General features: G+C 51.2%; 19 protein-coding genes and 1 riboswitch. Of the genes, 10 read left to right on the top strand and 9 right to left on the bottom strand.

From position 1 onward, the window contains the following. Positions 1–54 precede the first annotated feature (54 nt). Genes ACJ9Y9_RS15855 through ACJ9Y9_RS15845 form a run of 3 tightly spaced genes read left to right on the top strand, consistent with a single transcriptional unit; the run spans position 55 to position 2,970 of the window. Positions 55–1,740, top strand: a complete 1,686-nt coding sequence (locus ACJ9Y9_RS15855; protein WP_208594236.1) for a sensor histidine kinase — start codon at positions 55–57, stop codon at positions 1,738–1,740. Then, entirely contained in the window at positions 1,734–2,453 is a 720-nt protein-coding gene (gene btsR, locus ACJ9Y9_RS15850; protein WP_024908144.1) for a two-component system response regulator BtsR, read from the top strand. Before ACJ9Y9_RS15855 ends, btsR begins: the two co-directional genes overlap by 7 nt. A gap of 46 nt (positions 2,454–2,499) precedes the next feature. Beyond that, positions 2,500–2,970, top strand: a complete 471-nt coding sequence (locus ACJ9Y9_RS15845) for a DUF1456 family protein (RefSeq protein WP_028016328.1) — start codon at positions 2,500–2,502, stop codon at positions 2,968–2,970. Positions 2,971–3,001: 31 nt separating this feature from the next. Here ACJ9Y9_RS15845 and metG read toward each other — a convergent pair whose 3' ends face one another. Continuing rightward, positions 3,002–5,035 carry a methionine--tRNA ligase gene (gene metG / locus ACJ9Y9_RS15840; protein WP_028016329.1) on the bottom strand — a complete coding sequence of 678 codons (2,034 nt, stop codon included), beginning with the start codon at positions 5,033–5,035 and terminating at the stop codon, positions 3,002–3,004. A 137-nt stretch (positions 5,036–5,172) separates the two neighbouring features. Here metG and apbC point away from each other — a divergent pair, with 137 nt between their 5' ends. Beyond that, on the top strand, positions 5,173–6,282 hold the full coding sequence (apbC, locus tag ACJ9Y9_RS15835) for an iron-sulfur cluster carrier protein ApbC (RefSeq protein ID WP_028016330.1): 1,110 nt from the start codon (positions 5,173–5,175) through the stop codon (positions 6,280–6,282). Between the two features lie 93 nt (positions 6,283–6,375). Here the strand turns inward: apbC and ACJ9Y9_RS15830 are convergent, their stop codons facing one another. Further along, entirely contained in the window at positions 6,376–6,855 is a 480-nt protein-coding gene (locus ACJ9Y9_RS15830) for a GNAT family N-acetyltransferase (RefSeq protein ID WP_028016331.1), read from the bottom strand. Beyond that, positions 6,806–7,138 carry an RcnB family protein gene (locus tag ACJ9Y9_RS15825; protein ID WP_028016332.1) on the bottom strand — a complete coding sequence of 111 codons (333 nt, stop codon included), beginning with the start codon at positions 7,136–7,138 and terminating at the stop codon, positions 6,806–6,808. Before ACJ9Y9_RS15825 ends, ACJ9Y9_RS15830 begins: the two co-directional genes overlap by 50 nt. Before the next feature lie 470 nt (positions 7,139–7,608). Between ACJ9Y9_RS15825 and ACJ9Y9_RS15820 the strand changes: the two genes are divergently transcribed. From ACJ9Y9_RS15820 to ACJ9Y9_RS15805, 4 genes are all read left to right on the top strand, one after another. Continuing rightward, on the top strand, positions 7,609–8,748 hold the full coding sequence (locus tag ACJ9Y9_RS15820) for a polysaccharide export protein (RefSeq protein ID WP_028016333.1): 1,140 nt from the start codon (positions 7,609–7,611) through the stop codon (positions 8,746–8,748). Continuing rightward, entirely contained in the window at positions 8,748–9,197 is a 450-nt protein-coding gene (locus ACJ9Y9_RS15815; protein WP_028016334.1) for a protein-tyrosine-phosphatase, read from the top strand. The genes ACJ9Y9_RS15820 and ACJ9Y9_RS15815 overlap by 1 nt, the downstream gene beginning before the upstream one ends. Beyond that, a complete protein-coding gene (etk, locus tag ACJ9Y9_RS15810; protein WP_028016335.1) occupies positions 9,197–11,395 on the top strand; it encodes a tyrosine-protein kinase in 2,199 nt (732 codons plus the stop codon). Before ACJ9Y9_RS15815 ends, etk begins: the two co-directional genes overlap by 1 nt. A 100-nt stretch (positions 11,396–11,495) precedes the next feature. Beyond that, positions 11,496–12,011 carry a protein disulfide oxidoreductase gene (locus ACJ9Y9_RS15805; protein ID WP_028016336.1) on the top strand — a complete coding sequence of 172 codons (516 nt, stop codon included), beginning with the start codon at positions 11,496–11,498 and terminating at the stop codon, positions 12,009–12,011. A 36-nt stretch (positions 12,012–12,047) separates the two neighbouring features. Here ACJ9Y9_RS15805 and ACJ9Y9_RS15800 read toward each other — a convergent pair whose 3' ends face one another. From ACJ9Y9_RS15800 to ACJ9Y9_RS15790, 3 genes are all read right to left on the bottom strand, one after another. After that, on the bottom strand, positions 12,048–13,514 hold the full coding sequence (locus ACJ9Y9_RS15800) for an aspartate aminotransferase family protein (protein ID WP_028016337.1): 1,467 nt from the start codon (positions 13,512–13,514) through the stop codon (positions 12,048–12,050). Positions 13,515–13,532: 18 nt separating this feature from the next. Beyond that, entirely contained in the window at positions 13,533–14,909 is a 1,377-nt protein-coding gene (locus tag ACJ9Y9_RS15795) for a diaminobutyrate--2-oxoglutarate transaminase (RefSeq protein ID WP_028016338.1), read from the bottom strand. A gap of 336 nt (positions 14,910–15,245) precedes the next feature. After that, a complete protein-coding gene (locus tag ACJ9Y9_RS15790; protein WP_028016339.1) occupies positions 15,246–16,250 on the bottom strand; it encodes a LacI family DNA-binding transcriptional regulator in 1,005 nt (334 codons plus the stop codon). 238 nt (positions 16,251–16,488) lie between these two features. Here ACJ9Y9_RS15790 and ACJ9Y9_RS15785 point away from each other — a divergent pair, with 238 nt between their 5' ends. Together ACJ9Y9_RS15785 and ACJ9Y9_RS15780 are read left to right on the top strand one after the other, a co-directional pair. After that, a complete protein-coding gene (locus ACJ9Y9_RS15785; protein ID WP_028016340.1) occupies positions 16,489–17,730 on the top strand; it encodes an MFS transporter in 1,242 nt (413 codons plus the stop codon). Positions 17,731–17,746: 16 nt separating this feature from the next. Next, positions 17,747–19,177, top strand: a complete 1,431-nt coding sequence (locus ACJ9Y9_RS15780; RefSeq protein WP_028016341.1) for a glycoside hydrolase family 32 protein — start codon at positions 17,747–17,749, stop codon at positions 19,175–19,177. Between the two features lie 230 nt (positions 19,178–19,407). On the opposite strand, the gene ACJ9Y9_RS15775 is transcribed toward ACJ9Y9_RS15780, so the two are convergent. The 3 genes from ACJ9Y9_RS15775 to ACJ9Y9_RS15765 form a co-directional block, all read right to left on the bottom strand. Then, a complete protein-coding gene (locus tag ACJ9Y9_RS15775) occupies positions 19,408–19,740 on the bottom strand; it encodes a hypothetical protein (RefSeq protein ID WP_133175286.1) in 333 nt (110 codons plus the stop codon). Between the two features lie 18 nt (positions 19,741–19,758). After that, on the bottom strand, positions 19,759–20,013 hold the full coding sequence (locus tag ACJ9Y9_RS15770) for a hypothetical protein (protein ID WP_072032677.1): 255 nt from the start codon (positions 20,011–20,013) through the stop codon (positions 19,759–19,761). A gap of 734 nt (positions 20,014–20,747) precedes the next feature. Then, complete coding sequence (locus ACJ9Y9_RS15765) at positions 20,748–21,704, bottom strand: YadA C-terminal domain-containing protein (RefSeq protein ID WP_050482904.1); 957 nt, start codon at positions 21,702–21,704, stop codon at positions 20,748–20,750. 792 nt (positions 21,705–22,496) lie between these two features. Continuing rightward, positions 22,497–22,593: riboswitch (TPP riboswitch) on the top strand. Positions 22,594–22,625 lie beyond the last annotated feature (32 nt).

Here is a 22,625-nt window from a genome sequence, read left to right as displayed (position 1 = left end):
AAGTAGCCCCTTATCAGTGTATGTTACGCGTTTTTAGCGTGTGCGGTTTTGAGTATGTACGAGTTTAATCTGGTGCTGCTGTTGCTTCAGCAGATGTGCGTGTTCCTTGTCATCGCCTGGCTGATGAGCAAAACGCGCCTGTTTATTCCGCTGATGCAAGTCACCGTCCGCCTGCCGCACAAATTCCTCTGCTACGTGGTATTTTCCATATTCTGCATTATGGGGACCTGGTTTGGCCTCCATATCGAAGATTCTATTGCTAATACGCGCGCTATCGGCGCGGTGATGGGGGGATTGCTTGGCGGTCCCGTCGTCGGTGGTCTTGTCGGTTTAACGGGTGGCCTGCATCGCTATTCCATGGGCGGGATGACGGCACTCAGTTGCATGATTTCCACGATCGTAGAAGGGCTGCTCGGTGGCCTGGTGCATAGCTATCTGATCAAACGTGGCCGTCCGGATAAAGTCTTCAGCCCACTGACCGCAGGTGCGATTACCTTTGTCGCCGAAATGGCGCAGATGGCGATCATTTTGCTGATTGCCCGCCCGTTTGAGGATGCGCTGCACCTGGTCAGCAGCATTGCCGCCCCGATGATGGTGACCAACACCGTGGGGGCGGCGCTGTTTATGCGTATTTTGCTCGATAAACGTGCCATGTTTGAGAAGTACACCTCGGCGTTTTCCGCAACTGCGCTGAAGGTTGCCGCTTCGACGGAAGGGATCCTGCGCCAGGGCTTTAACGAAGAAAACAGCATGAAGGTTGCGCTGGTTCTCTATAAAGAGCTGGATATCGGTGCCGTGGCGATAACAGACCGTGAGCGGCTGCTGGCTTTTACCGGTACCGGGGACGATCACCATTTGCCCGGGAAACCCATCTCCTCAGCCTATACGCTGCGCGCCATTGAAACTGGTGAAGTGGTTTATGCCGATGGTAACGAAGTGCCTTATCGATGTTCGCTGCATCCGCAGTGCAAACTGGGTTCTACGCTGGTCATTCCGTTGCGCGGAGAAAACCAGAGAGTGATGGGTACCATCAAACTGTATGAAGCGAAAAATCGCCTGTTCAGTTCCATCAACCGCACGCTGGGGGAGGGGATCGCCCAGTTGCTTTCCGCACAGATCCTGGCCGGGCAGTATGAGCGCCAGAAGGCGTTGCTGACCCAGTCAGAGATCAAACTCCTGCATGCTCAGGTGAACCCGCACTTCCTGTTTAATGCTCTCAATACGCTCAAAGCGGTCATTCGGCGCGACAGCGATCAGGCCGCGCAGCTGGTGCAGTTTCTGTCGACCTTTTTCCGTAAGAACCTGAAGCGTCCTTCTGAGATCGTGACCCTGGCCGATGAGATTGAGCACGTTAATGCTTATCTACAGATTGAGCAGGCACGTTTCCAGTCGCGCCTGCAGGTGTCGCTCTCCGTCCCGGATGAGCTGGCCCATCAACATCTTCCTGCTTTTACCCTGCAGCCTATTGTAGAAAATGCCATCAAACACGGTACCTCACAGCTTCTGGGTATCGGGGAGGTCACTATTTCCGCCAGCCGTTTTAATCATCATCTGGTGCTCGATATCGAAGATAACGCCGGGCTTTACCAGCCTTCCGCTACAGGGGGTTTAGGGATGAGTCTGGTAGATAAACGTCTGCGTGCCCATTTTGGCGATGACTGCGGCATCACCGTCGCCTGTGAGCCCGATCGATTTACCCGAATTACCGTACGACTGCCGCTGGAGGAAAACGCATGTTAAGAGTGCTGATTGTGGATGACGAGCCGCTGGCACGGGAAAACCTGCGCGTTCTGCTGCAGGAGCAGCCTGATATTGAGATTGTGGGTGAGTGTGCGAACGCCATTGAGGCTATCGGTGCTGTCCACAAACTGCGCCCGGACGTACTGTTCCTCGACATTCAGATGCCCCGAATCAGCGGGCTGGAGATGGTCGGGATGCTCGATCCGGAGCATCGTCCCTACATCGTGTTTTTAACCGCATTCGACGAATATGCCGTTAAAGCCTTTGAGGAACATGCGTTTGATTATTTACTCAAGCCAATTGAAGAGAAGCGGCTGGAAAAGACCCTGACCCGATTACGCCAGGAGCGTACCGTTCAGGATGTCACGCTGTTGCCCGAGAACCAGCAGCCGCTGAAGTTTATCCCCTGCACCGGACACAGCCGGATTTATCTTTTGCAGATGGATGATGTGGCATTTGTCAGCAGCCGCCTGAGCGGCGTATTTGTCACCAGTGCGGAAGGAAATGAAGGGTTTACCGAGTTGACCTTGCGGACGCTGGAGAGCCGCACGCCGCTCATTCGCTGCCATCGCCAGTATCTGGTCAATATGGCGCACCTGAAAGAGATCCGCCTGGAAGACAACGGTCAGGCAGAGCTGGTGCTGCGCGCCGGGCAAACGGTGCCGGTTAGCCGTCGCTACCTGAAGAGTTTGAAAGAGGCGATTGGCCTGTAAAGCTGGTACACTGCGCGCCATTGCATCATCGACATTCGAAGGCTCTATGCTCAGTAACGATATTCTCCGTAGCTTGCGCTACACCCTGAAAGCGAATAATAACGACATGGTGCGCATTCTTGCGCTCTCCGACATGGAGTCCACGTCGGCCGGTTTCGATACCTGGATGACCAAAGAAGACGAAGAGGGCTTTGTCCGCTGCCCGGACATTATTCTGTCTGGCTTCCTGAACGGCCTGATCTATGACAAGCGCGGTAAAGATGAGTCTGCGCCAGAGCTGGCGCTGGAGCGTCGCGTAAACAACAATACGGTGCTGAAAAAGCTGCGTATTGCGTTTTCACTGAAGACTGACGATATCCTGGCGATCATGACCGAGCAGAAATTCCGCGTCTCGATGCCAGAGATCACCGCCATGATGCGTGCCCCGGACCATAAGAACTATCGCGAGTGCGGAGACCAGTTTATGCGCTATTTCTTGCGCGGGCTGACGAATCGCATACACAGCGCGAAGCCATAAAAAAAGCCGGAGATTATCTCCGGCTTTTTTGTTATTTCACCTGCTGACCAGGCTTCGCGCCTTCGTCAGGACTTAACAGGAAGATATCTTTCCCGCCAGGGCCTGCGGCCATCACCATGCCTTCAGAAATACCAAAGCGCATTTTGCGTGGTGCCAGGTTAGCCACCATGACCGTCTGGCGGCCAATCAGCACCTGTGGGTCTGGATACGCAGAACGAATACCCGAGAAGACATTACGTTTCTCGCCGCCCAGATCCAGCGTCAGACGCAGCAGTTTATCGGAGCCATCCACAAACTCCGCGTTTTCAATCAGCGCCACGCGCAGGTCAACTTTCGCGAAATCATCAAAGGTGATGGTGTCCTGAATCGGATCGTCAGCCAGCGGGCCGGTAACCGGCGCAGCAGCGGCTTTCACCTCTTCTTTCGAAGCTTCAACCAGCGCTTCAACCTGCTTCATCTCGATGCGGTTGTACAGCGCTTTAAAGGTGTTCACCTTGTGGCCGAGCAGCGGCTGAGCAATCGCATCCCAGGTCAGTTCAGTGTTCAGGAACGCTTCTGCACGTGCAGCAAGCTGTGGCAGAACCGGCTTCAGGTACGTCATCAGTACGCGGAACAGGTTGATCCCCATGGAGCAGATAGCCTGCAGATCGGCATCACGGCCTTCCTGTTTCGCCACAACCCACGGAGCCTGCTCGTCCACATAGCGGTTAGCCAGGTCTGCCAGCGCCATAATTTCACGCACGGCTTTACCGAACTCACGCGCTTCCCACGCTTCGCCAATGGTGGCTGCGGCATCGGTGAAGGTTTTGTACAGGGCTGGGTCAGCCAGTTCGGCTGCCATCACGCCGTCAAAACGCTTGGCGATAAAGCCCGCGTTACGGGATGCCAGGTTCACCACTTTGTTGACGATGTCGGCGTTCACGCGCTGCACGAAATCTTCCAGGTTCAGGTCGATATCGTCGATGCGGGAAGAGAGCTTCGCGGTGTAGTAGTAGCGCAGGCTGTCCGCATCGAAGTGGTTCAGCCAGGTGCTGGCTTTGATGAACGTCCCGCGGGACTTGGACATCTTCGCGCCGTTTACCGTCACGTAGCCGTGTACGAACAAATTGGTCGGCTTGCGGAAGTTGCTGCCTTCCAGCATTGCTGGCCAGAACAGACTGTGGAAGTAGACGATGTCTTTACCGATGAAGTGATACAGCTCGGCTGTGGAATCTTTCTTCCAGTATTCGTCGAAGCTGACGGTGTCGCCACGTTTGTCGCACAGGTTCTTGAAGGAGCCCATGTAGCCGATTGGCGCGTCCAGCCAGACGTAGAAATATTTACCCGGTGCATTCGGAATTTCGAAACCAAAGTACGGTGCATCGCGGGAGATATCCCACTGCTGCAGACCGGACTCGAACCACTCCTGCATCTTGTTCGCTACCTGCTCCTGCAGCGCGCCGCTGCGGGTCCATGCCTGCAGCATTTCACTGAAGGATGGCAGGTCGAAGAAGAAGTGCTCGGAGTCACGCATCACAGGCGTTGCGCCGGACACCACGGATTTCGGCTCGATAAGCTCGGTCGGGCTGTAGGTCGCGCCGCACACTTCGCAGTTATCGCCGTACTGGTCCGGGGATTTACATTTTGGACAGGTGCCTTTGACGAAACGGTCCGGCAGGAACATGCCTTTTTCCGGATCGTACAGCTGGGAGATGGTGCGGTTTTTGATAAAACCGTTCTCTTTCAGACGCGTGTAGATCAGCTCCGACAGCTCACGGTTTTCGTCGCTGTGCGTGGAGTGATAGTTGTCGTAGCTGATGTCAAAGCCAGCAAAATCAGTCTGATGCTCCTGACTCATTTCGGCAATCATCTGCTCCGGGGAAATCCCCAGTTGCTGAGCTTTCAGCATGATCGGCGTGCCGTGGGCATCGTCCGCACAGATGAAATTAACCTCGTGGCCGCGCATTCGCTGGTAACGGACCCAGACATCAGCCTGGATATGCTCCAGCATGTGGCCGAGGTGGATTGAGCCGTTGGCGTACGGCAGTGCGCACGTTACCAGAATTTTCTTCGCGACTTGAGTCATAGTAGGCATTACTTCTTTTAACTGTGAAAAGGGTTTTTGATATTACCAAAAGGGGCATTATTAAGTAAGCACAAACCACGGCCTTTCAGGTAAACTTGTTCATCTAAGGTCTTATTCACAAGAACAAAGGAGTCGGGATGAGTTCTCAATCCCAGGCCAAATCACCGGAAGCCTTACGAGCAATGGTCGCCGGGACGCTGGCTAACTTTCAGCATCCAACCCTGAAACATAATCTTACGACGCTGAAAGCGTTGCACCACGTTGCCTGGCTGGACGATACCCTGCACATTGAGTTGCAGATGCCGTTCGTCTGGAGCAGCGCATTTGACGCGTTGAAAGAGCAAACCAGCTCTGAACTGCTGCGCATTACCGGTGCAAAAGCGATTGACTGGAAGCTGACCCACAGCATCGCTACCCTGAAGCGGGTGAAAAACCAGCCGGGCGTGAACGGTGTGAAAAATATAATTGCCGTAAGTTCAGGCAAAGGCGGGGTAGGTAAATCCTCCACCGCGGTTAACCTGGCGCTGGCGCTGGCGGCAGAAGGGGCAAAGGTCGGTATTCTTGATGCCGATATCTACGGGCCTTCTATTCCAAACATGCTGGGGGCGGAAAACCAGCGTCCAACCTCGCCGGATGGCACTCACATGGCCCCCATCATGGCTCACGGTCTGGCGACCAACTCCATTGGGTATCTTGTCACCGATGATAACGCCATGGTCTGGCGTGGCCCAATGGCCAGCAAAGCGCTGATGCAGATGCTGCAGGAGACGATGTGGCCGGATCTGGATTATCTGGTGCTGGACATGCCGCCGGGCACCGGTGATATTCAGCTCACGCTGGCGCAGAATATTCCGGTTACGGGAGCGGTTGTGGTGACCACGCCGCAAGATATCGCGCTGATTGACGCCAAAAAAGGCATCGTGATGTTCGAGAAAGTGGAAGTGCCGGTGCTCGGTATTGTTGAAAACATGAGCATGCACATCTGCAGCAACTGCGGTCACCACGAACCGATATTTGGTACGGGTGGGGCAGAAAAACTGGCCGCGAAATATCACACCCAACTGCTGGGTCAGATGCCGCTGCATATCACTCTTCGTGAGGATCTCGACAGCGGAAAACCGACGGTCGTCAGCCGTCCGGACAGCGAATTTGCTGAGATGTATCGCCAGCTGGCGGGGCGCGTTGCAGCGCAGCTTTACTGGCAGGGTGAAGTGATACCGGGTGATATCGCGTTCCGCGCGGTGTAAGTTCCCAGCTCCGAATTGCCGGGTGGCGGTTTCGCCTTACCCGGCCTACGGAATACGGTTTTGTAGGTCAGGTAAGCGTAGCGCCACCTGACTTTACCCAAGCCGGTAATGCATCAGATAGTACTCTCCGTCCGGAGAAATTCCCTTCGACTCAATGTGCCAGCCGTGTCGCTGGTAAAACGCAACAGCCCGCGAATTCTTCTCCAGACACTTAAGCGAACCTGTGCTGGTAAACGTCTTCTGCACCTGCTCCAGGAGCAAGTGTCCGACTCCAAGGCTCTGATACTGCGGGTCAACAAACAGGTTGTGCAGGAAATTATCGTTCGTCCAGACTGAAGCAAAACCCAGGCGATGACCGTTCTGCACGGCGACCCAAATTACTTCGTCGCGGGTTGCTGCATCAAAGTCTTCAAGCTGCCACTGTGAATTGTCCAGCCACGGCCAGGCTTCACGCCGGGCGTGGAGGTAGAGCGTGCGCAGGAAAGGGCGATCGCTCTCCTGCCACGGGCGAATCAGGATCGAATCAGCGATGATAGAAGATATCTCCGTTATAGGCTTTGTAGATTCTGCCATCAGTATCACCGATCAGGACGTAATTCTCGCCCATATAGGTCCAGTGTGTACCGGCATCCGGTGCCGGGAGGTTACGCAACTGGTACTGTTTGATGGTGTACTCGGGCGTTTGATACTGCGCAGGTGCGGTGTCGCCAATTTTGAACTTCGTGAAATCAGCGATGAACTCTTGTTCTTCATAAGCTTTGATGCCGCCAGACGCTGACGCTGTTTGCGGGGCTGCTGAAGCCGCACTCGCAAGAGACATTATTACACCCAGAAGTAGCCATGTACGCTTAGCCATTTTTTCTCCAGTTATATCGTTACTGATACTCTCAGCCTGCTGTAGTGATGACGATGTGGCAGACAGCCTATTTTAAGTATCCCAGCAGACCCTGTTAGAAAAAAAATGTAACAAAAGTGGACGATTTTGTGTAGATCAAATGGTTAATACCATTTTGCTTATGAATGATATTTCCTAAGAGTAATTCAGTGCAGAAATGTGTTTTTTAATTAATTCTGAAAGTATAAATTTACTCTAAGTTTGTGATCTGAAAGACATGCGTTTTTTTAAAGACAAATTAAAATTATAAAAGCGGAACGGTTTAATTTTTAATTCAACCTCCTTCCGTTTATTAAGTTAATCCAGCGCATCATTCGATGATGTGTTTTTTTATTTAACTGCATGAAAAACAGAGCGTTGATGGGTTCAGTAATTCTTTCTGAATTTTCTGTTATACGTTTGTTGTGCTCATGAATCATAAATTAATTTTAATGAAAAACACAACTACACTATTTGTAATATTCTTAGCGATAAGTCAGTTGACTGGCTGTGTATTTTCTCCCGGGCAAGCATTAAGCTCATCAGGGAAAAATATCATCACGACGGGTGATGAATATAATAATGTTGATAAGCGTGTGGATCTTTATCCACTTACCCCTTCCCTGATTGAAAAATTACGTCCTGCCGTCGTGAAATCTCAGCCAAATCCTAAGCTGGATGAGCAACTCAGAAACTGGGAGTACCGCATTGGAGCAGGTGATGTTTTAACCGTTACCGTTTGGGATCACCCTGAACTGACAACACCGGCTGGGCAATATCGTAGTGCCAGTGATGCCGGTAACTGGGTGAACGCGGATGGTACCCTCTTTTATCCCTATGTCGGAAAAGTCACTGTGGCGGGAAAAACGGTCTCTGAAGTGAGAGAGGAGATCGCCACACGACTGGAGAGCGTTATCGAAAGCCCGCAGGTGGATGTCAGCGTGGCGTCCTTCCGCTCGCAAAAAGCTTATGTCACTGGCGAAGTCGCCAAATCTGGCCAGCAGGCTATCACCAATATTCCAATGACGGTTATGGATGCCGTCAACGCGGCGGGTGGGCTTTCTGCTGACGCTGACTGGCGCAATGTGGTTCTCACTCACGAGGGGAAAGATTTACACCTCTCTCTGTACGCGCTGATGCAGCACGGCGACCTGACGCAAAATAAGCTGCTCTACCCGGGCGATATTCTTTTTGTTCCACGCAATGACGCACTGAAAGTCTTTGTGATGGGGGAAGTGATTAAGCAGAGCACGCTGAAGATGGACAGGAGTGGGATGACCCTTGCCGAAGCGCTGAGCAATGCGGGCGGGTTGAACCAGGACATGGCCGATGCGACGGGTATTTTTGTCATTCGCTCCATTGCTAAAGGCAACAATGCGGGAAAAATCGCCAACATTTATCAGCTTAATGCGCAGGATGCCTCTGCGATGGTGTTGGGCACCGAATTCCAGCTTGAACCCTACGACATTGTTTATGTCACCACGGCTCCGCTGTCGCGCTGGAATCGCGTCATTACTCAGCTCGTGCCGACCATCAGCGGTGTTCATGATCTGACCGAAACGGTCCGTTACATCAGATCGTGGCCGCAATAATGTTCGATTCCATCTTAGTGGTTTGCACCGGCAATATTTGTCGCTCACCGATTGGAGAGCAGTTGTTACGCCAGTTGCTACCGGGAAAACAGATCACCTCGGCAGGCATATTTGGGCTGGAAGGAAGCCCGGCGGATATCCACGCTCAGGACGTGGCCGGGCGACATGGGCTCTCACTCGGTGAACATCGCGCGCGCAAATTAACTCCGCAGATCATGCGGGAATCGGATCTTATTCTGGTGATGGAACCTGCTCATCTTCGCTTTATCTCTGCCATAGCCCCGGAAATTCGCGGCAAATCGCTGCTCTTTGGGCAATGGCTGGAGCCGCAGGACATCCCCGATCCCTATCGTAAAAGCCGTGAAGCATTCGACTATGTTTTCGGACTGCTGGGCAAAGCCAGCCAGGAATGGGCTCATCGATTGAGTCAACAAGGAATAAAGCGTTAATGTCGTCTTACACAACAGGCAGTTACGGTGCCACAACACCGGAAAATCATGAAATTGATCTCATTCGTCTACTCGGCGAAATGATCGATCATCGTGCAGTCATTTTATCGATGACTGTCATTTTTACCTTGCTGGCAGGCCTGTATGCTTTTTTGGCCACGCCCGTATACCGCGCGGATGCCTTAATTCAGGTGGAAGGAAAGCAGGATAATAGCCTGCTCAAAAATTTAAGACAGTTTGGTAATGAGATGTCTCCCGATGTGGAACCCGAAATACTCCTGCTTAAATCGCGCATGATCCTGGGCGCTACCGTTGATGAATTAGGTTTAACGCAGCACGTGACGTGGCGTACTTTCCCTGTCGTAGGGCAGTTGTGGGCGCAGTTGCAGGGCCGTAAGCCAGCGACGATCGCCCTTGGTTGGTTACAACTGCCACTTGTTGATGGAAAACCACGATCCCTTTTGCTCACGGTGCTGGAAAAAGGCGCATACCGGCTGGAAGGCGACAATTTTTATGCTGAGGGTAGGGAGGGAAAACCTTTTGAAAAAGATGGGATTTCCCTGCTGGTGGCGAAACTGAATGCCCCAACGGGCACGCAATTCACGCTACAAACCTGTTCCCGTCTGGAGGCAATCAATGCGCTGAGCAACCAATTTAGCGTAGTTGAATCGGCAAAACAGAGTGGAGTAATGACGCTCACCCTGACCGGCAACGATCCTGATCGTATTGCCCATGTGCTCAACCGTATTGCCAACAATTACCTGCAGCAAAATATTGCCCGTCAGGAAGCGCAGGATTCGCGAAGCCTTGCGTTTTTACAGCAGCAGTTACCTAAAATCAGAATCGAGCTCGAGCAGGCCGAAGAGCGGCTGAATCAGTATCGCAAACAGCGTGACTCGGTCGATCTTTCACTGGAAGCGAAATCGGTTCTTGAACAGATTGTTAATATCGAAAACCAGCTTAACGAGTTGACGTTTCGTGAGGCGGAGATTTCTCAACTCTTCAAGAAAGATCACCCGAATTACCGCGCATTGCGTGAAAAACGCCAGACGCTGGTACAGGAGAAAGTTCGCCTGAATCAGCGTGTCTCAGCCATGCCTTCGACTCAACAGGACATTTTGCGCCTCAGTCGGGATGTGGAGTCAGGTCGGACAATCTACCTGCAGCTACTCACACGTCAGCAAGAGTTGAACATCTCACGTTCCAACGCCATCGGTAACGTGCGAATTATCGACAGCGCTGTGACGCAACCTGATCCTGTTAAACCGCGAAAGCCGCTGATTATTGTTTTTGGTGCCCTGCTGGGGTTGATATTCTCAATGGGGCTGGTGCTGGTTCGCATTGCGCTCAGACATGGTCTCAACACCGCCGAGCAGCTTGAAGGGCTGGGAGTTCAGGTGATGGCTACCTTGCCGCGTTCGATGTGGCTGTGGAAAAAAACGCACCTGCACAGGAAAAGAGTATTTGGCTCGCGCTGGAGTCACACGATTACCGATGTGCCTTTCCTGCCTGTTGACCGGCCCGCAGATATTTTTGTTGAGGCTGTGCGGGGGTTACGCACCAGCTTGCATTTCACGTTGCAGGATGCCGCTAACCGGATCGTCATGATTTCTGGCCCGACGCAGGACTGCGGAAAAACGCTGGTCAGCACCTCACTGGCTGCGATTGAGGCACAGGCCGGGCTCAGGGTGTTATTCATTGACGCGGATATGCGTGAGGGATATGTCCATAACGTATTCGGTTTAAAAAACCACACCGGACTTTCCGGGGTGCTTGACGGAAAATGTGCGTGTCAGGAGGCGATTCAGCGCTATGAAAAAGGCAATATTGATGTGCTGACCTGTGGGCCGGTTCCATCGCAACCTTCAGAACTGCTGATGAGCGATCGCTTCAGAGTGTTAATGACGTGGGCAGATGAACATTATGACCTTGTGATCCTTGATACCCCGCCGGTGTTGGCTGTTACCGATGCCGCAGTGGCAGTCAGGGTGGCTGCAACTTCATTGCTGGTTGCTCGCTTTGGCAAGACCAGCCTGAAAGAGATGGAGAACTGCATCAAGCGCCTGCAACAAATGGGGGCGTGCATAAAAGGGACCGTGCTGAACGACGTGGTGAAGTCAGCAGCTCTGTATTACCACTCAGGCTATGGTCAATACGAATATGGCCATAGCACGACACGGCAACCGCGCAAGGATTAAAGTTTTACCAGCGTGGCAAAGCGGTACACTCGCGACACTTCTTTACAGCGAAACGACGCATAGCTCGCTAAGATGACCTTCGTTAACTCTCGAGGTCATAATGGAAAACCGCAAATTCAGCAAACTGCGCCGCTGGGCGCGGGAACGGATCGTACTCGTTCTGCTGGCGCTGGCCGTGATGTGGGGTGTGGATCAGTACCGCAAGCCGACATTACCTGCCACGTTTAGTGCAACTCCGATGCAGGGGATTGATGGCACGATGCACGACATTGCGGCGCTCAGTCAGGACCGACCGCTGCTGATTTACGTCTGGGCCACCTGGTGCAGCATCTGCCGTTATACCACGCCTGCAGTCAATAAGCTGGCAGAAGAGGGTGGCAATGTGGTGAGTATTGCCATGCGTTCCGGTGATGACGCAAAGCTTGCGCGCTGGGTTGAAAAGAAACAGCTGAAAATGCCGGTGATAAACGATGAAAACGGCGCGCTGTCGCAGGAATGGCAGGTAAGCGTAACGCCGACGCTGGTCATTGTGTCGAAGGGGGACGTTGTCAGCACGACTACGGGGTGGACGAGTTACTGGGGATTAAAAGCCAGAATGTGGTGGGCAGGGGTATAAAAATAACCCCTCTCCTTGTGGAAGAGGGGTTTTGTATTACTTCGCCAGAACTTCCTGAGCGGTGCGCTCAACCAGAGACAGCAGGATTTTAATATCTTCCAGCGTCACGGTTGGGTTCAACAGCGTCAGCTTCAGGCAAGTGACACCGTTATGCTCAGTCACGCCGACGTTTGCACGGCCGGATTCCAGCAGCGCATCACCAATTTTCTGGTTCAGCAGGGCGATACCCGCTTCATCGGTCTGCACCTGTCCGCGGAAGCGGAACAGTACGCTTGCCAGCTGCGGTTGCATAACCAGTTCCAGAGCAGGCTGCTCTTGCACATAAGCCGCAACCTGCTGTGCCAGCGTCACGCCGTGATCGATGATCGCTGCGTATTGCTCCTGACCCAGCGCTTCCAGGCTCATCCACAGCTTCAGCGCGTCGAAACGGCGCGTGGTCTGCAGCGATTTGGACACCAGGTTAGGCACGCCCGCTTCTTCGTCGAACTCAGAGTTCAGGTAAGCCGCCTGATAGCGCATCAGTTCATAGTGGCGTGCTTCTTTCAGCAGGAAAGCACCGCAGCTGATGGTCTGGAAGAACTGCTTGTGGAAGTCCAGAGTAACGGAATCCACCAGTTCAATGCCGTCCAGGTAGTGACGATACTGCTCAGACATCAGCAGCGCGCCGCCCCATGCCGCATCAACGTGTACCCAGATATTCTGCTTCGCCGCCAGCTCAGCAATAGCACGCAGAGGGTCAATAGCACCGGCATCGGTGGTCCCTGCTGTCGCGACAATCGCCAGGATCTGTTCGCCATTCGCGTTGCACTGTTCGATTTTCGCCGCCAGATCGGTCAGATCCATGCGCGAGAATTCGTCCGTTTTCACCTGCACCACGGACTGGTAACCCAGACCCATCAGCGCCATGTTTTTCTGCACGGAGAAGTGCGCGTTTTCTGAGCACAGTACGCGGATCTTACGCAGATCGCCCGTCAGGCCATCCTGCTGAACGGAGTGGCCCTGACGCGCGAAGAACGCATCACGAGCCAGCATCAGACCCATCAGGTTGCTCTGGGTGCCACCGCTGGTGAAGACACCTGCGTCGCCAGCCTGATAACCCACGCGGGTACGCAGCCATTCGATCAGTTTGATCTCAATGATGGTTGCGGACGGGCTTTGATCCCAGGAGTCCATACTCTGGTTAGTGGCGTTGATCAGCACTTCTGCCGCCTGGCTTACGACCAGGCTTGGGCAGTGCAGGTGCGCCACACACTGTGGGTGATGAACGGACAAACTGTCTTTCAGGAAGAACTCCACGGCGCGTTCAATTGCCGCTTCGTTGCCCAGCCCTTTCGGGTTGAAATCCAGCTTAATACGGTCGCGCAGTTCCGCGACCGTTTTGCCCTGGTACATCTCAGGCTGTTTCAGCCACTGCATCACGGCCTGAGTGCTTTGTTCAATCGCCTGCTGGTAAGCTTCAATGCTCTGTGCAGAGGAGAACAAAATTGGGTTTGAATCTGACATCGTGTTCAACTACTCCGGTTACGCCGGGCGAACGCCCGCAGCAAGCAGTGCCTGCTCGAATTTATCCAGGAAGATTTTCAGCTCTTCATCGCTGATCAGCAGGGAAGGCAGCAGACGCAGAACGATACCGTTGCGACCACCACGCTCCAGAATCAGACCGGCTTCGAAGCACTTCTTCTGAATCAGGGCAGACAGCTCGCCATCACCCGGGAAGCAACCCATGTGGTCAGCAGCTTCGTTTGGCTTAACGATCTCGATACCGATCATCATGCCCAGACCGCGAACGTGGCCGATTACCGGATAGCGCTTCGCCATCTCTTTCAGCTGGCCTTTCAGCCATTCGCCCTGTGCGGCCACTTTGCCTGCGATGTTCTGATCTTTCAGGATTTTCAGCGTGGTCAGACCGGTTGCCATCGCCAGCTGGTTGCCGCGGAAGGTACCGGTGTGGTGACCTGGAGCCCATGCATCGAACTGCTTTTTGATACCGAGCACAGCCAGTGGCAGACCGCCACCTACAGCTTTAGACATCACGATGATGTCTGGCTCGATGCCAGCGTGTTCGAAGGCGAAGAATTTACCGGTACGCGCAAAGCCAGCCTGCACTTCGTCGAGGATCAGCAGAATGCCGTGTTCCTGAGTCACTTTGCGGATACGCTGCAGCCACTCAACTGGAGCCGGGTTCACGCCGCCTTCACCCTGAACGGCTTCCAGAATGACGGCTGCAGGTTTGCGCACGCCACTTTCCACGTCGTTAATCAGGTTTTCGAAGTAGTAGGTCAGCGCTTTCACGCCCGCTTCACCACCGATACCCAGCGGGCAACGGTATTCGTGCGGGTAAGGCATGAACTGTACTTCTGGCATCATACCGTCAACCGCTTCTTTCGGAGACAGGTTGCCGGTCACGGACAGTGCGCCGTGGGTCATACCGTGGTAACCACCAGAGAAGCTGATGATACCGCTACGGCCGGTGACTTTTTTCGCCAGTTTCAGCGCCGCTTCCACGGCGTCAGCACCGGATGGACCGGTGAACTGCAGGCAGTACTCTTTGCCCTGACCTGGCAGCAGAGAGAGCAGGTATTCTGAAAACGCGTCTTTCAGAGGCGTAGTCAGATCCAGGGTATGTAACGGCAAGCCGCTGGTAATGACATTTTGGATGCTTTTCAGCACATCAGGATGGTTATGGCCAAGCGCAAGGGTCCCTGCGCCTGCTAAACAGTCAAGGTATTCTTTATTATCTGCATCGGTGATCCACACGCCTTCTGCTTTAGTGATGGCTAAAGGCAGTTTGCGCGGATAACTCCTGACGTTAGATTCAAACTCGGCCTGACGGGCCAGATAGGTTTCGTTGCTTTTGTGGGCATCTACGGTGTCAATACGGACTTTATCCGTCATCATATCACTCCTACAACCGCCGCTTCGTTATGAGCCACGATTGAATAAAAAGTTAAAAAACAGATGGGGGCCTGAAAAAAACGCCGCCAATATAGAGCCTTTTGCCACGGGGCTCAATGGTTAATTTGTTTACTGTTTTGTGACATGGGGCACAGGGGAGGGAATATCCCTCTTTTCTGAAAGAAAATTGCACTTTATTACAAAGTAAAACAGCCGGTTATGTGCAGTCGGCCTGGAGTGTAAAAGCAGAAAAAAGAGTGTGACAAATCGTGCCATTCGCTGACATAAAAGAAGGTATACGACCTCCTTGCCACCACGATATGCAAAAATCCCTGGTCTCTATAGATGCGCAACGGAATCGCGCATTAAAAATGGACTTTCAACACGCGTTGTTTCCCGATGGTTTTCACCTTTAATAATATGCAGGGCACTCAGACGTCCAATTTCATAATGTGGCAGTTGAACCGTTGAAAGAGGGGGGAGAAAGAGTTCTCCAATGCCCACCATATTGTCATAACCGATAACCGCAATATCTTGTGGGATGCGAAGCCCTTGAGCCAGTAGCGTCTGGTACACCATCAATGCGATACGATCGTTGCCGCAGATAACGGAGTCGAATCGGGGAATGCCGTTCTGAATGTGCGCCAGCAAAACTGACGGAATGTCACGATAGTGCTCGTCCCCGAACGCCATATAGCTATGTTCCAGACTGTTCGGGTCGAGCCCAGCTTCATAGCATGCACGTTCCAGCCCCTGACGGCGTCGGGTTGTGGCCAGATGGTCCACGGGTAAATGCAGGCACAGGGGCTGTCGATAACCCTCGGCGAGTAACGCATGCACGGCAGTGTACTGTCCCTGTTCATCATCAGGGATGTAGCTGGCAACTTTTTCATTGATACTTTCGCAGTTAGCCAGCACGCAGGGAAGGGTGAGGAGTTTGGCCGGGAGAGGAACCTGACGTAACCCCATGGTGGTGTAGATAATCCCGTCAGGCCGATGAGAGAGGAGAAGGTCGACAATGGCGTCCGGGTTGTCATCGGTAAACATATTCATCACGAAGCTGTTCCAGCCGTGCATCCGGGCCGTCTCTTCAATGGACAGCGTAATCTCTACCGAGAAAGGTGTCGTCACCGTATCGAGCGCCAGTACGCCTATGGTTTTAGGCGAGGCATGCGCACCGCGTATTTTCTTGGCGGACAGGTCAGGCACGTAGCTGGTCTGCTCGATAGCCAACTGAACGCGCGCCAGCGTTTCCGGTTTAAGGCGCTCCGGGCTGTTAAGCGCGCGGGAAACCGTCATCAGCGATACGTTAGCCAGCTTTGCGACGTCCTTCAGGGAAGCCATTTTCTTACTCCGTTAGTGCTCTGTGTGAGAGGGTATACAACTAAGTCGCTGATGTAAAAGGAAGGCTGATGCCCAGGCCTGGTCATGCTTACCTCAGTGATGAATATTTGATCGCGATCTCATTCTTTTAATGTTAACGTTAACTTTCGTGATTAACATCTTAAATCTTAGCCAAACAGCATGAGAAAGAAATGATGTTAACGTTACCATTGAGTCATTACTCCAACATGAGAATGTCATGATGAAAACGCATCACTCTCACAGCTACCCTTTACTGAGCGCATTACTGTTTTTCTTTTTTGTCACCTGGTCATCTTCAGGCTCGTTGCTCTCCATCTGGCTTCATCAGGAAGTGGGCTTAAAAGCGGGGGATACCGGCGTTATCTATGCCGTGCTTTCCGTCTCCGCACTTTTTGCTCAAATCTGCTATGGATTCATTCAGGACAAACTCGGTCTGCGTAAAAACCTGCTCTGGTTTCTGACTTGTCTGCTCATTCTTTCTGGTCCGGCTTTTTTGTTATTTGGTTATCTGCTGCAGGTTAACGTTTTACTCGGCAGCATTTTCGGCGGGATATATATCGGCCTGACGTTTAACGGCGGAATAGGGGTACTGGAGTCCTATACCGAGCGCGTGGCCCGCCAGAGCCAGTTTGAGTTCGGCAAGGCGAGGATGTGGGGATCGCTTGGCTGGGCGGCGGCAACCTTTTTTGCGGGGCTCCTGTTTAATATTAACCCGAAGCTGAACTTCGCGGTGGCGAGCTGCGCCGGGCTGGTGTTTTTTGTGTTGCTGGCGCGTCTCAGGGTCTCTTCCGCCCCGCACGCCATGCAGGAGGCGGTGTCCGGCGGTAAGGTCACGCTGGAAGACGCCTTGCGGCTGCTGACGCTGCCGCGCTTCTGGGCGCTGGTGTTTTTCGTTATCGGCACCTGTATTTATGGCGTTTACGACCAGCAGTTCCCGGTCTATTTCTCCTCCCAGTTCCCGACGTTGCAGGAAGGGAACGCCATGTACGGCTATCTCAACTCCTTCCAGGTGTTCCTTGAGGCGGCTGGTATGTTTTGTGCCCCGTGGCTGGTGAATCGCCTTGGCGCGAAGAATGGTCTGATTTTCGCGGGAATGGTGATGGCGATGCGTATGGTGGCATCGGGTCTGGTTGAGGGGCCGGTATTGATCTCCATTACCAAGCTATTACACGCTGTTGAGCTGCCCGTGTTGTTGGTCTCAATCTTTAAATACAACAGTTTGCATTTTGATAAGCGGCTCTCTTCCACCCTCTATCTGGTGGGCTTTGCCTGTACAAGCTCGGTGATTGCCTCGGTCTTGTCGCCGCTGGCAGGCTACAGCTATGAGAAGTACGGCTTTGCCCAGTCCTATCTCATCATGGGGCTACTGGTATTCAGCACCACGTTTATCTCCATCTTCCTGTTGCGCTCGGGTAAGTCCTCTTCTGACCCGCTCATGCCGCAACCTTCAACCATCTGATCGAAAGAGTAAAGAAATGACGTATTCAATCACGAAAGCAGAACAGGAACTGCAGTCCAGACGCGAAGGGCTTAACCAGCGCTGGTATCCGCGTTACCACCTCGCTGCGCGTGCTGGCTGGATGAACGACCCGAATGGCCTGGTCTGGTTTGACGGCTGGTATCACGCTTTTTATCAACATCATCCGTACTCGACCCAATGGGGTCCGATGCACTGGGGTCATGCGCGCAGCAAGGATTTAGTTCACTGGGAACATCTCCCGGTTGCACTGGCGCCGGAAGGGCCCGAAGACAAGGATGGCTGTTTTTCCGGATCGGCGGTTGTGGATGGCGATACGCTGGCGCTGATTTACACCGGACACAAATTCCACGGCGATCCCGACGAGGCTAATCTCTATCAGGTGCAGTGTCTTGCAACCAGCCGTGATGGTGTCCATTTTGAGCGACAGGGAATGGTAGTTGATACGCCACCAGGCCTGCATCACTTCCGCGATCCGAAAGTGTGGCGTGAAGGGGATAGCTGGTACATGGTTGTCGGTGCGCGAGATGGCGAGACGGGTCAGGTGCGCGTTTATCGATCTGCTGATCTGCGCGAGTGGCTGGATTTGGGCGTACTCGCGGTGGCGGAACAAGAGATGGGCTATATGTGGGAATGCCCGGACTTTTTCACTCTCAATGGCAAGCGCGTGCTGATGTTTTCGCCTCAGGGGCTGGTGGCTGAAGGCTACAAAAATCGTAATCTTTTCCAGAGCGGCTATCTGATAGGCGAGTGGCAGCCCGGTCAGCCCTTTGTGCGTGAAGGTGAGTTTGTGGAGATGGATCGCGGGCATGATTTCTATGCACCACAAAGTTTCCTGACACCTGATGGCCGCCGCATCGTCATTGGCTGGCTGGATATGTGGGAGTCCCCGCTGCCGGAACAGGAGGATGGTTGGGCTGGCATGCTCTCTTTACCGCGCGAGCTGACGCTGAGTGCGGATAACCGTCTGCAAATGCGGCCGGCCAAAGAAGTTGAAACCCTGCGCGGGGCGTGGTTCCCCTGGCCGATAAGTACGCTTAATAATCAGCAGATGACGCTGGTGGAACACTGCGAGGCGATGGAGGTCATTCTGCAGTGGGATTGCGCTAATAGCAGCGCGGAACAATACGGCATTCGTCTTGGAAGCGGGTTACGTGTTTATGTTGATGCGCAGATGCAGCGCCTGGTACTGGAGCGAGACTATCCACAGTATGGCCTGCGCGGTACCCGAAGCATCGCGCTTAACCTGAACGACGCGCTCAGCCTGCGCCTGTTCTTTGACTGCTCTTCCGTGGAAGTGTTTGTTAACGAGGGCGAGGCGTGCCTCAGCAGCCGCATATATCCTGATGCAGAATGCCGTGAGCTGGCATTGTTTGCCTGGACGGGGGGAGCGTCGCTTATACATGGCGGGGCGTGGCAGCTGGAGTAAAGCTTGACCGGGGGATACGGGTAGCCGGTCAGCTTAATTTAAAATAAAGCCCCATATTAATGGGGCTACTTAAATCCGGGATTGCATTGACCTGCCGATAACGTTGAGCCAGCCTTCGTATGCTCGGATGTAAGTAAGAGCAGCTTTAGCGGTGTACTAAAGGTTTACAGGATGTGAATTATTTATGGAAGTAAATAATATGCCGCTTACTTTTATGAGCATTACCTCAATTATTTAGAAATCTGTGAATTTACTACTTTATCATCTTCAACCATTAACGTAAGTGTATAACCTGTTTTATGCCATTTTCCGTTATTGGGTTTCCATCCCTTAGAGAGTAGGTACTCAGAAGCAGTAGAGATAGACATGTTCATCACATGATCTGCTTCATTGGCTGGAGTAGAAACTTTTTGTTTCGTTGAAGCTGTAGCGTTACATTTTCCTGTGGCCTCAGCTACTTGCGTACAGCCAGAGTTAGCAAGTTCTTTTCGATGGTGCTCACTGATAGCGGCGGCGTTAAAAGCAGCAACAGAAAGCAAAAAAACTATTAAAACTCTTTTCATGATAGATACCCGTATTAATTAATCATTGTTATGGTGCTTGCCGCTGTTCTTTGCCCAAATACCAGTACCTGCAGCCGCATCACGCGCATTAGCATACACGGCATTTTGAGCAGCATTATTAATCGAATCTTGTCTATTGTGCTCTACGGTGTAACAGGTATCACGACTTATCCCTTTCGCTTCACATTCAGCCATTCGTTGAGCAGGAGAAGAGCAAGCAGATAAGAAAGTCGCAATACTTGCAACTAATACTAAATTTACTAATTTCTTCATTACCATAACCTTAGATTAGAACGCTATCAACCGATATTAATTTAAATGCACTTATAGTGTTTAAAGCTATCTCTTCACATTCAGTTGCTTTTAGATTAAAATTACCCTCTTTAATTCTTCGCTTAACGACACCCCCGGTTTTATTGAAATCTTCTTTATTGTTAGATGCTTTCATTATCCCTAATGCTGCACATCCCGAAGAAGGCGATGAGTTACTATAAGTAGTGGATTTTGGTCAGTTACCAGAAGTACATACAGTAATAACGCTAACCATAGCCAACAAATAAATATATGTTTTCAATATTGTTCATTCCTGTCTTGTGTGATTAAAGTAGAAACCTACTAAGCACCTCAGAATATACAGCTAAAATTATTCCACATAAACCCAATCCAGATACCTACTACAACCAAAATAAGATACAACACAACAGAAAGAAAAACATATTTTGCCATAATCGCTATCATCAGTATAATCAGACAGAGCCAGTCAGCTAAAATTCATGGTGTGATTTTGTTGCTTTACTATGGTTAGCTAATCTCTTCTTTTTAGTTGCAAATCAAGCTACCACCTGGAGTGGTGTAGCACGTTGAGCTATAAGATCTATCACCCTCATAAACATTAGTTTGATAGTTACCGTTAGGAAGTTGTGTAGTAGTGCTTTGCACCATATCACCCGTACTACCATCTCTTTCTCATTATATAGCCCCCATTTTGAGGGCTGGCAGGTCATTAATCAAAACCCGAAACCTACCCCGGCTCCGAGAGCGAAATCATTATTTGTGCTAGTTGATACACCCGTTTTAACTGTAGCGGCTCCAGCGTGGAAAGAAGCGCCTACGCTTACGGCTTGCTCGTCTTTAAAGCTACCTACGCCAGCAGAGAACATTACGTTTTGACCTGCTTCAACTTGAGGCATGGAAGCAATAGCAATTGCACTCGCAGCGCCAGAACGGGCTTCTTTCTTATTACTGTCTACTTCATCGCGCAATGATTTGAATTGTGCGTTGGTGTTGGCTTGTTGCTGGCTAAACACTTTCTTAGCGTCTTGCAGATCTTGAGCCACGCCAGCAGCCTGGTTAGACGTTGAAGAGATAGCAGCAGTGTTAGCCGCTACTTTAGCTTGTGTAGCTGTGTCTACTTGTGTGATGGTGGTTGTTACACCGTTAGCCCCATCTTTCCCGTCTTTACCATTAGCACCAGCAGTACCAGTAGCCCCATCTTTACCATCCACGCCGTTAGTAGGTTTAGGAGCATTTTCCAGGGTAGTGATCCGGTCACTGTTATCTGTAATCTTTGCATCTTGCTGAATATTCTGATTCAGGAGTGCGTTATTAACCTGATCTTGATCTGCTTTGTTTTGCGTAATTGCATCTTTGTTAGCCTGAATATCTGTAGCATTTTGAACCACTTCACTTTGAACAATCAAAACACCATTTTTAGTGCTATTAAGATCAGCATCCAGGTTAGAAACATGTGATGCAACGCTGTTAAGTTGTGTGACGCTAGCCATACCATCAAGATCGTAAGTTTTTGCGCTTTCATCTTGCCCTTGCAGGTGGATGTAAGTTCCTTGTGTACCTAAACCACTTGTATCTTTGACGTAAATATCATCAGCATTAGCAGGTACTACAGCAACCAACATAGAACCCAACACAATTACAGTCAGAGTAGTCTTAACGGTAGTTTTCATTTAAAAGCTCTTATCACAAAAGTAAATTAGGTTATTTCGCTATCCTGGCGGGAAGATATAACACCCTGTTATATCAAGATGATTTCATGCGACTTACAGCGATTTTTGTTTAATCACTTATTTCGTAACGTGTAGTAACTATCTTGTAATACATAAATTTGGATATTGACCTGGATCACTAAAAGCACTGAAAGCTAAAATACTCTTACGCGAGTGATTTTAAATAAAACCAATAAATACATGTAGATATAAATCTCCTCGTTAAATCCAATGCATGCCAGGCTTTCATAAATACATTAATTATATTTATGTGTTTTGTCCGTAAAACGTATAAATCAAGCTCATTCAGTAAAGTTAATTAATATATTTGTGAAAGTTCCTTCTTTTCGAATTAATAGAAACTTTTGAATGAAGGGGGCTTTGACGTGGAGAAAAATATTTTTAATCGAGAATAAAACAGGGTTTTGATTGCTATAAATCAGTGATTGAATTGTTGTAAAAAATGATGTTTTTATTTCTCTTAATTAAAAAATTAGATTGATAGGATTACAAAAAAGATATTAAAGGCAGGTGCACCAACGAGTGACTGAGTGCAAAGCGATAGTAATGATAGAGGGAAAGGGGTAAAGGAACGGTTATGCGAGATACTAACAATAAGAATTTTATTGATTTCATGTGAGAGACAAATTGGGGGACAAGGTGAGGTACAGCGTGAAGAAAGGATAAACGTAAGTGCAAGCTTGCATCGCCAGGCTACATCCCCTAAGCTGGTAATTAATAAAGAAATGTAATCTACATGACTCGGGGTGCCCTTCTTTGTGAAGGCTGAGAAATACCCGTATTACCTGATCTGGATAATGCCAGCGTAGGGAAGTCAGATGCCTTCCCGGTCATCGCTTCTTCACGCAAGGCAGGAGCGAA

The sequence above is a fragment of the Enterobacter sp. CPE_E1241 genome (assembly GCF_045618265.1).
GTDB lineage: Bacteria > Pseudomonadota > Gammaproteobacteria > Enterobacterales > Enterobacteriaceae > Enterobacter > Enterobacter adelaidei.
The sequence above is the reverse complement of the archived record's forward strand: the minus strand, read 5'-3'. Positions and strand labels throughout refer to the sequence as shown.

What these genes read in the sequence shown, in the direction of transcription:
- ACJ9Y9_RS15855 (WP_208594236.1), top strand. Translation starts at nt 55, where the DNA reads ATGTACGAGTTTAATCTGGTGCTGCTGTTGCTTCAGCAGATGTGCGTG.
- btsR (WP_024908144.1), top strand. Translation starts at nt 1,734, where the DNA reads ATGTTAAGAGTGCTGATTGTGGATGACGAGCCGCTGGCACGGGAAAAC.
- ACJ9Y9_RS15845 (WP_028016328.1), top strand. Translation starts at nt 2,500, where the DNA reads ATGCTCAGTAACGATATTCTCCGTAGCTTGCGCTACACCCTGAAAGCG.
- metG (WP_028016329.1), bottom strand. Translation starts at nt 5,035, where the DNA reads ATGACTCAAGTCGCGAAGAAAATTCTGGTAACGTGCGCACTGCCGTAC.
- apbC (WP_028016330.1), top strand. Translation starts at nt 5,173, where the DNA reads ATGAGTTCTCAATCCCAGGCCAAATCACCGGAAGCCTTACGAGCAATG.
- ACJ9Y9_RS15830 (WP_028016331.1), bottom strand. Translation starts at nt 6,855, where the DNA reads ATGGCAGAATCTACAAAGCCTATAACGGAGATATCTTCTATCATCGCT.
- ACJ9Y9_RS15825 (WP_028016332.1), bottom strand. Translation starts at nt 7,138, where the DNA reads ATGGCTAAGCGTACATGGCTACTTCTGGGTGTAATAATGTCTCTTGCG.
- ACJ9Y9_RS15820 (WP_028016333.1), top strand. Translation starts at nt 7,609, where the DNA reads ATGAAAAACACAACTACACTATTTGTAATATTCTTAGCGATAAGTCAG.
- ACJ9Y9_RS15815 (WP_028016334.1), top strand. Translation starts at nt 8,748, where the DNA reads ATGTTCGATTCCATCTTAGTGGTTTGCACCGGCAATATTTGTCGCTCA.
- etk (WP_028016335.1), top strand. Translation starts at nt 9,197, where the DNA reads ATGTCGTCTTACACAACAGGCAGTTACGGTGCCACAACACCGGAAAAT.
- ACJ9Y9_RS15805 (WP_028016336.1), top strand. Translation starts at nt 11,496, where the DNA reads ATGGAAAACCGCAAATTCAGCAAACTGCGCCGCTGGGCGCGGGAACGG.
- ACJ9Y9_RS15800 (WP_028016337.1), bottom strand. Translation starts at nt 13,514, where the DNA reads ATGTCAGATTCAAACCCAATTTTGTTCTCCTCTGCACAGAGCATTGAA.
- ACJ9Y9_RS15795 (WP_028016338.1), bottom strand. Translation starts at nt 14,909, where the DNA reads ATGATGACGGATAAAGTCCGTATTGACACCGTAGATGCCCACAAAAGC.
- ACJ9Y9_RS15790 (WP_028016339.1), bottom strand. Translation starts at nt 16,250, where the DNA reads ATGGCTTCCCTGAAGGACGTCGCAAAGCTGGCTAACGTATCGCTGATG.
- ACJ9Y9_RS15785 (WP_028016340.1), top strand. Translation starts at nt 16,489, where the DNA reads ATGATGAAAACGCATCACTCTCACAGCTACCCTTTACTGAGCGCATTA.
- ACJ9Y9_RS15780 (WP_028016341.1), top strand. Translation starts at nt 17,747, where the DNA reads ATGACGTATTCAATCACGAAAGCAGAACAGGAACTGCAGTCCAGACGC.
- ACJ9Y9_RS15775 (WP_133175286.1), bottom strand. Translation starts at nt 19,740, where the DNA reads ATGAAAAGAGTTTTAATAGTTTTTTTGCTTTCTGTTGCTGCTTTTAAC.
- ACJ9Y9_RS15770 (WP_072032677.1), bottom strand. Translation starts at nt 20,013, where the DNA reads ATGAAGAAATTAGTAAATTTAGTATTAGTTGCAAGTATTGCGACTTTC.
- ACJ9Y9_RS15765 (WP_050482904.1), bottom strand. Translation starts at nt 21,704, where the DNA reads ATGAAAACTACCGTTAAGACTACTCTGACTGTAATTGTGTTGGGTTCT.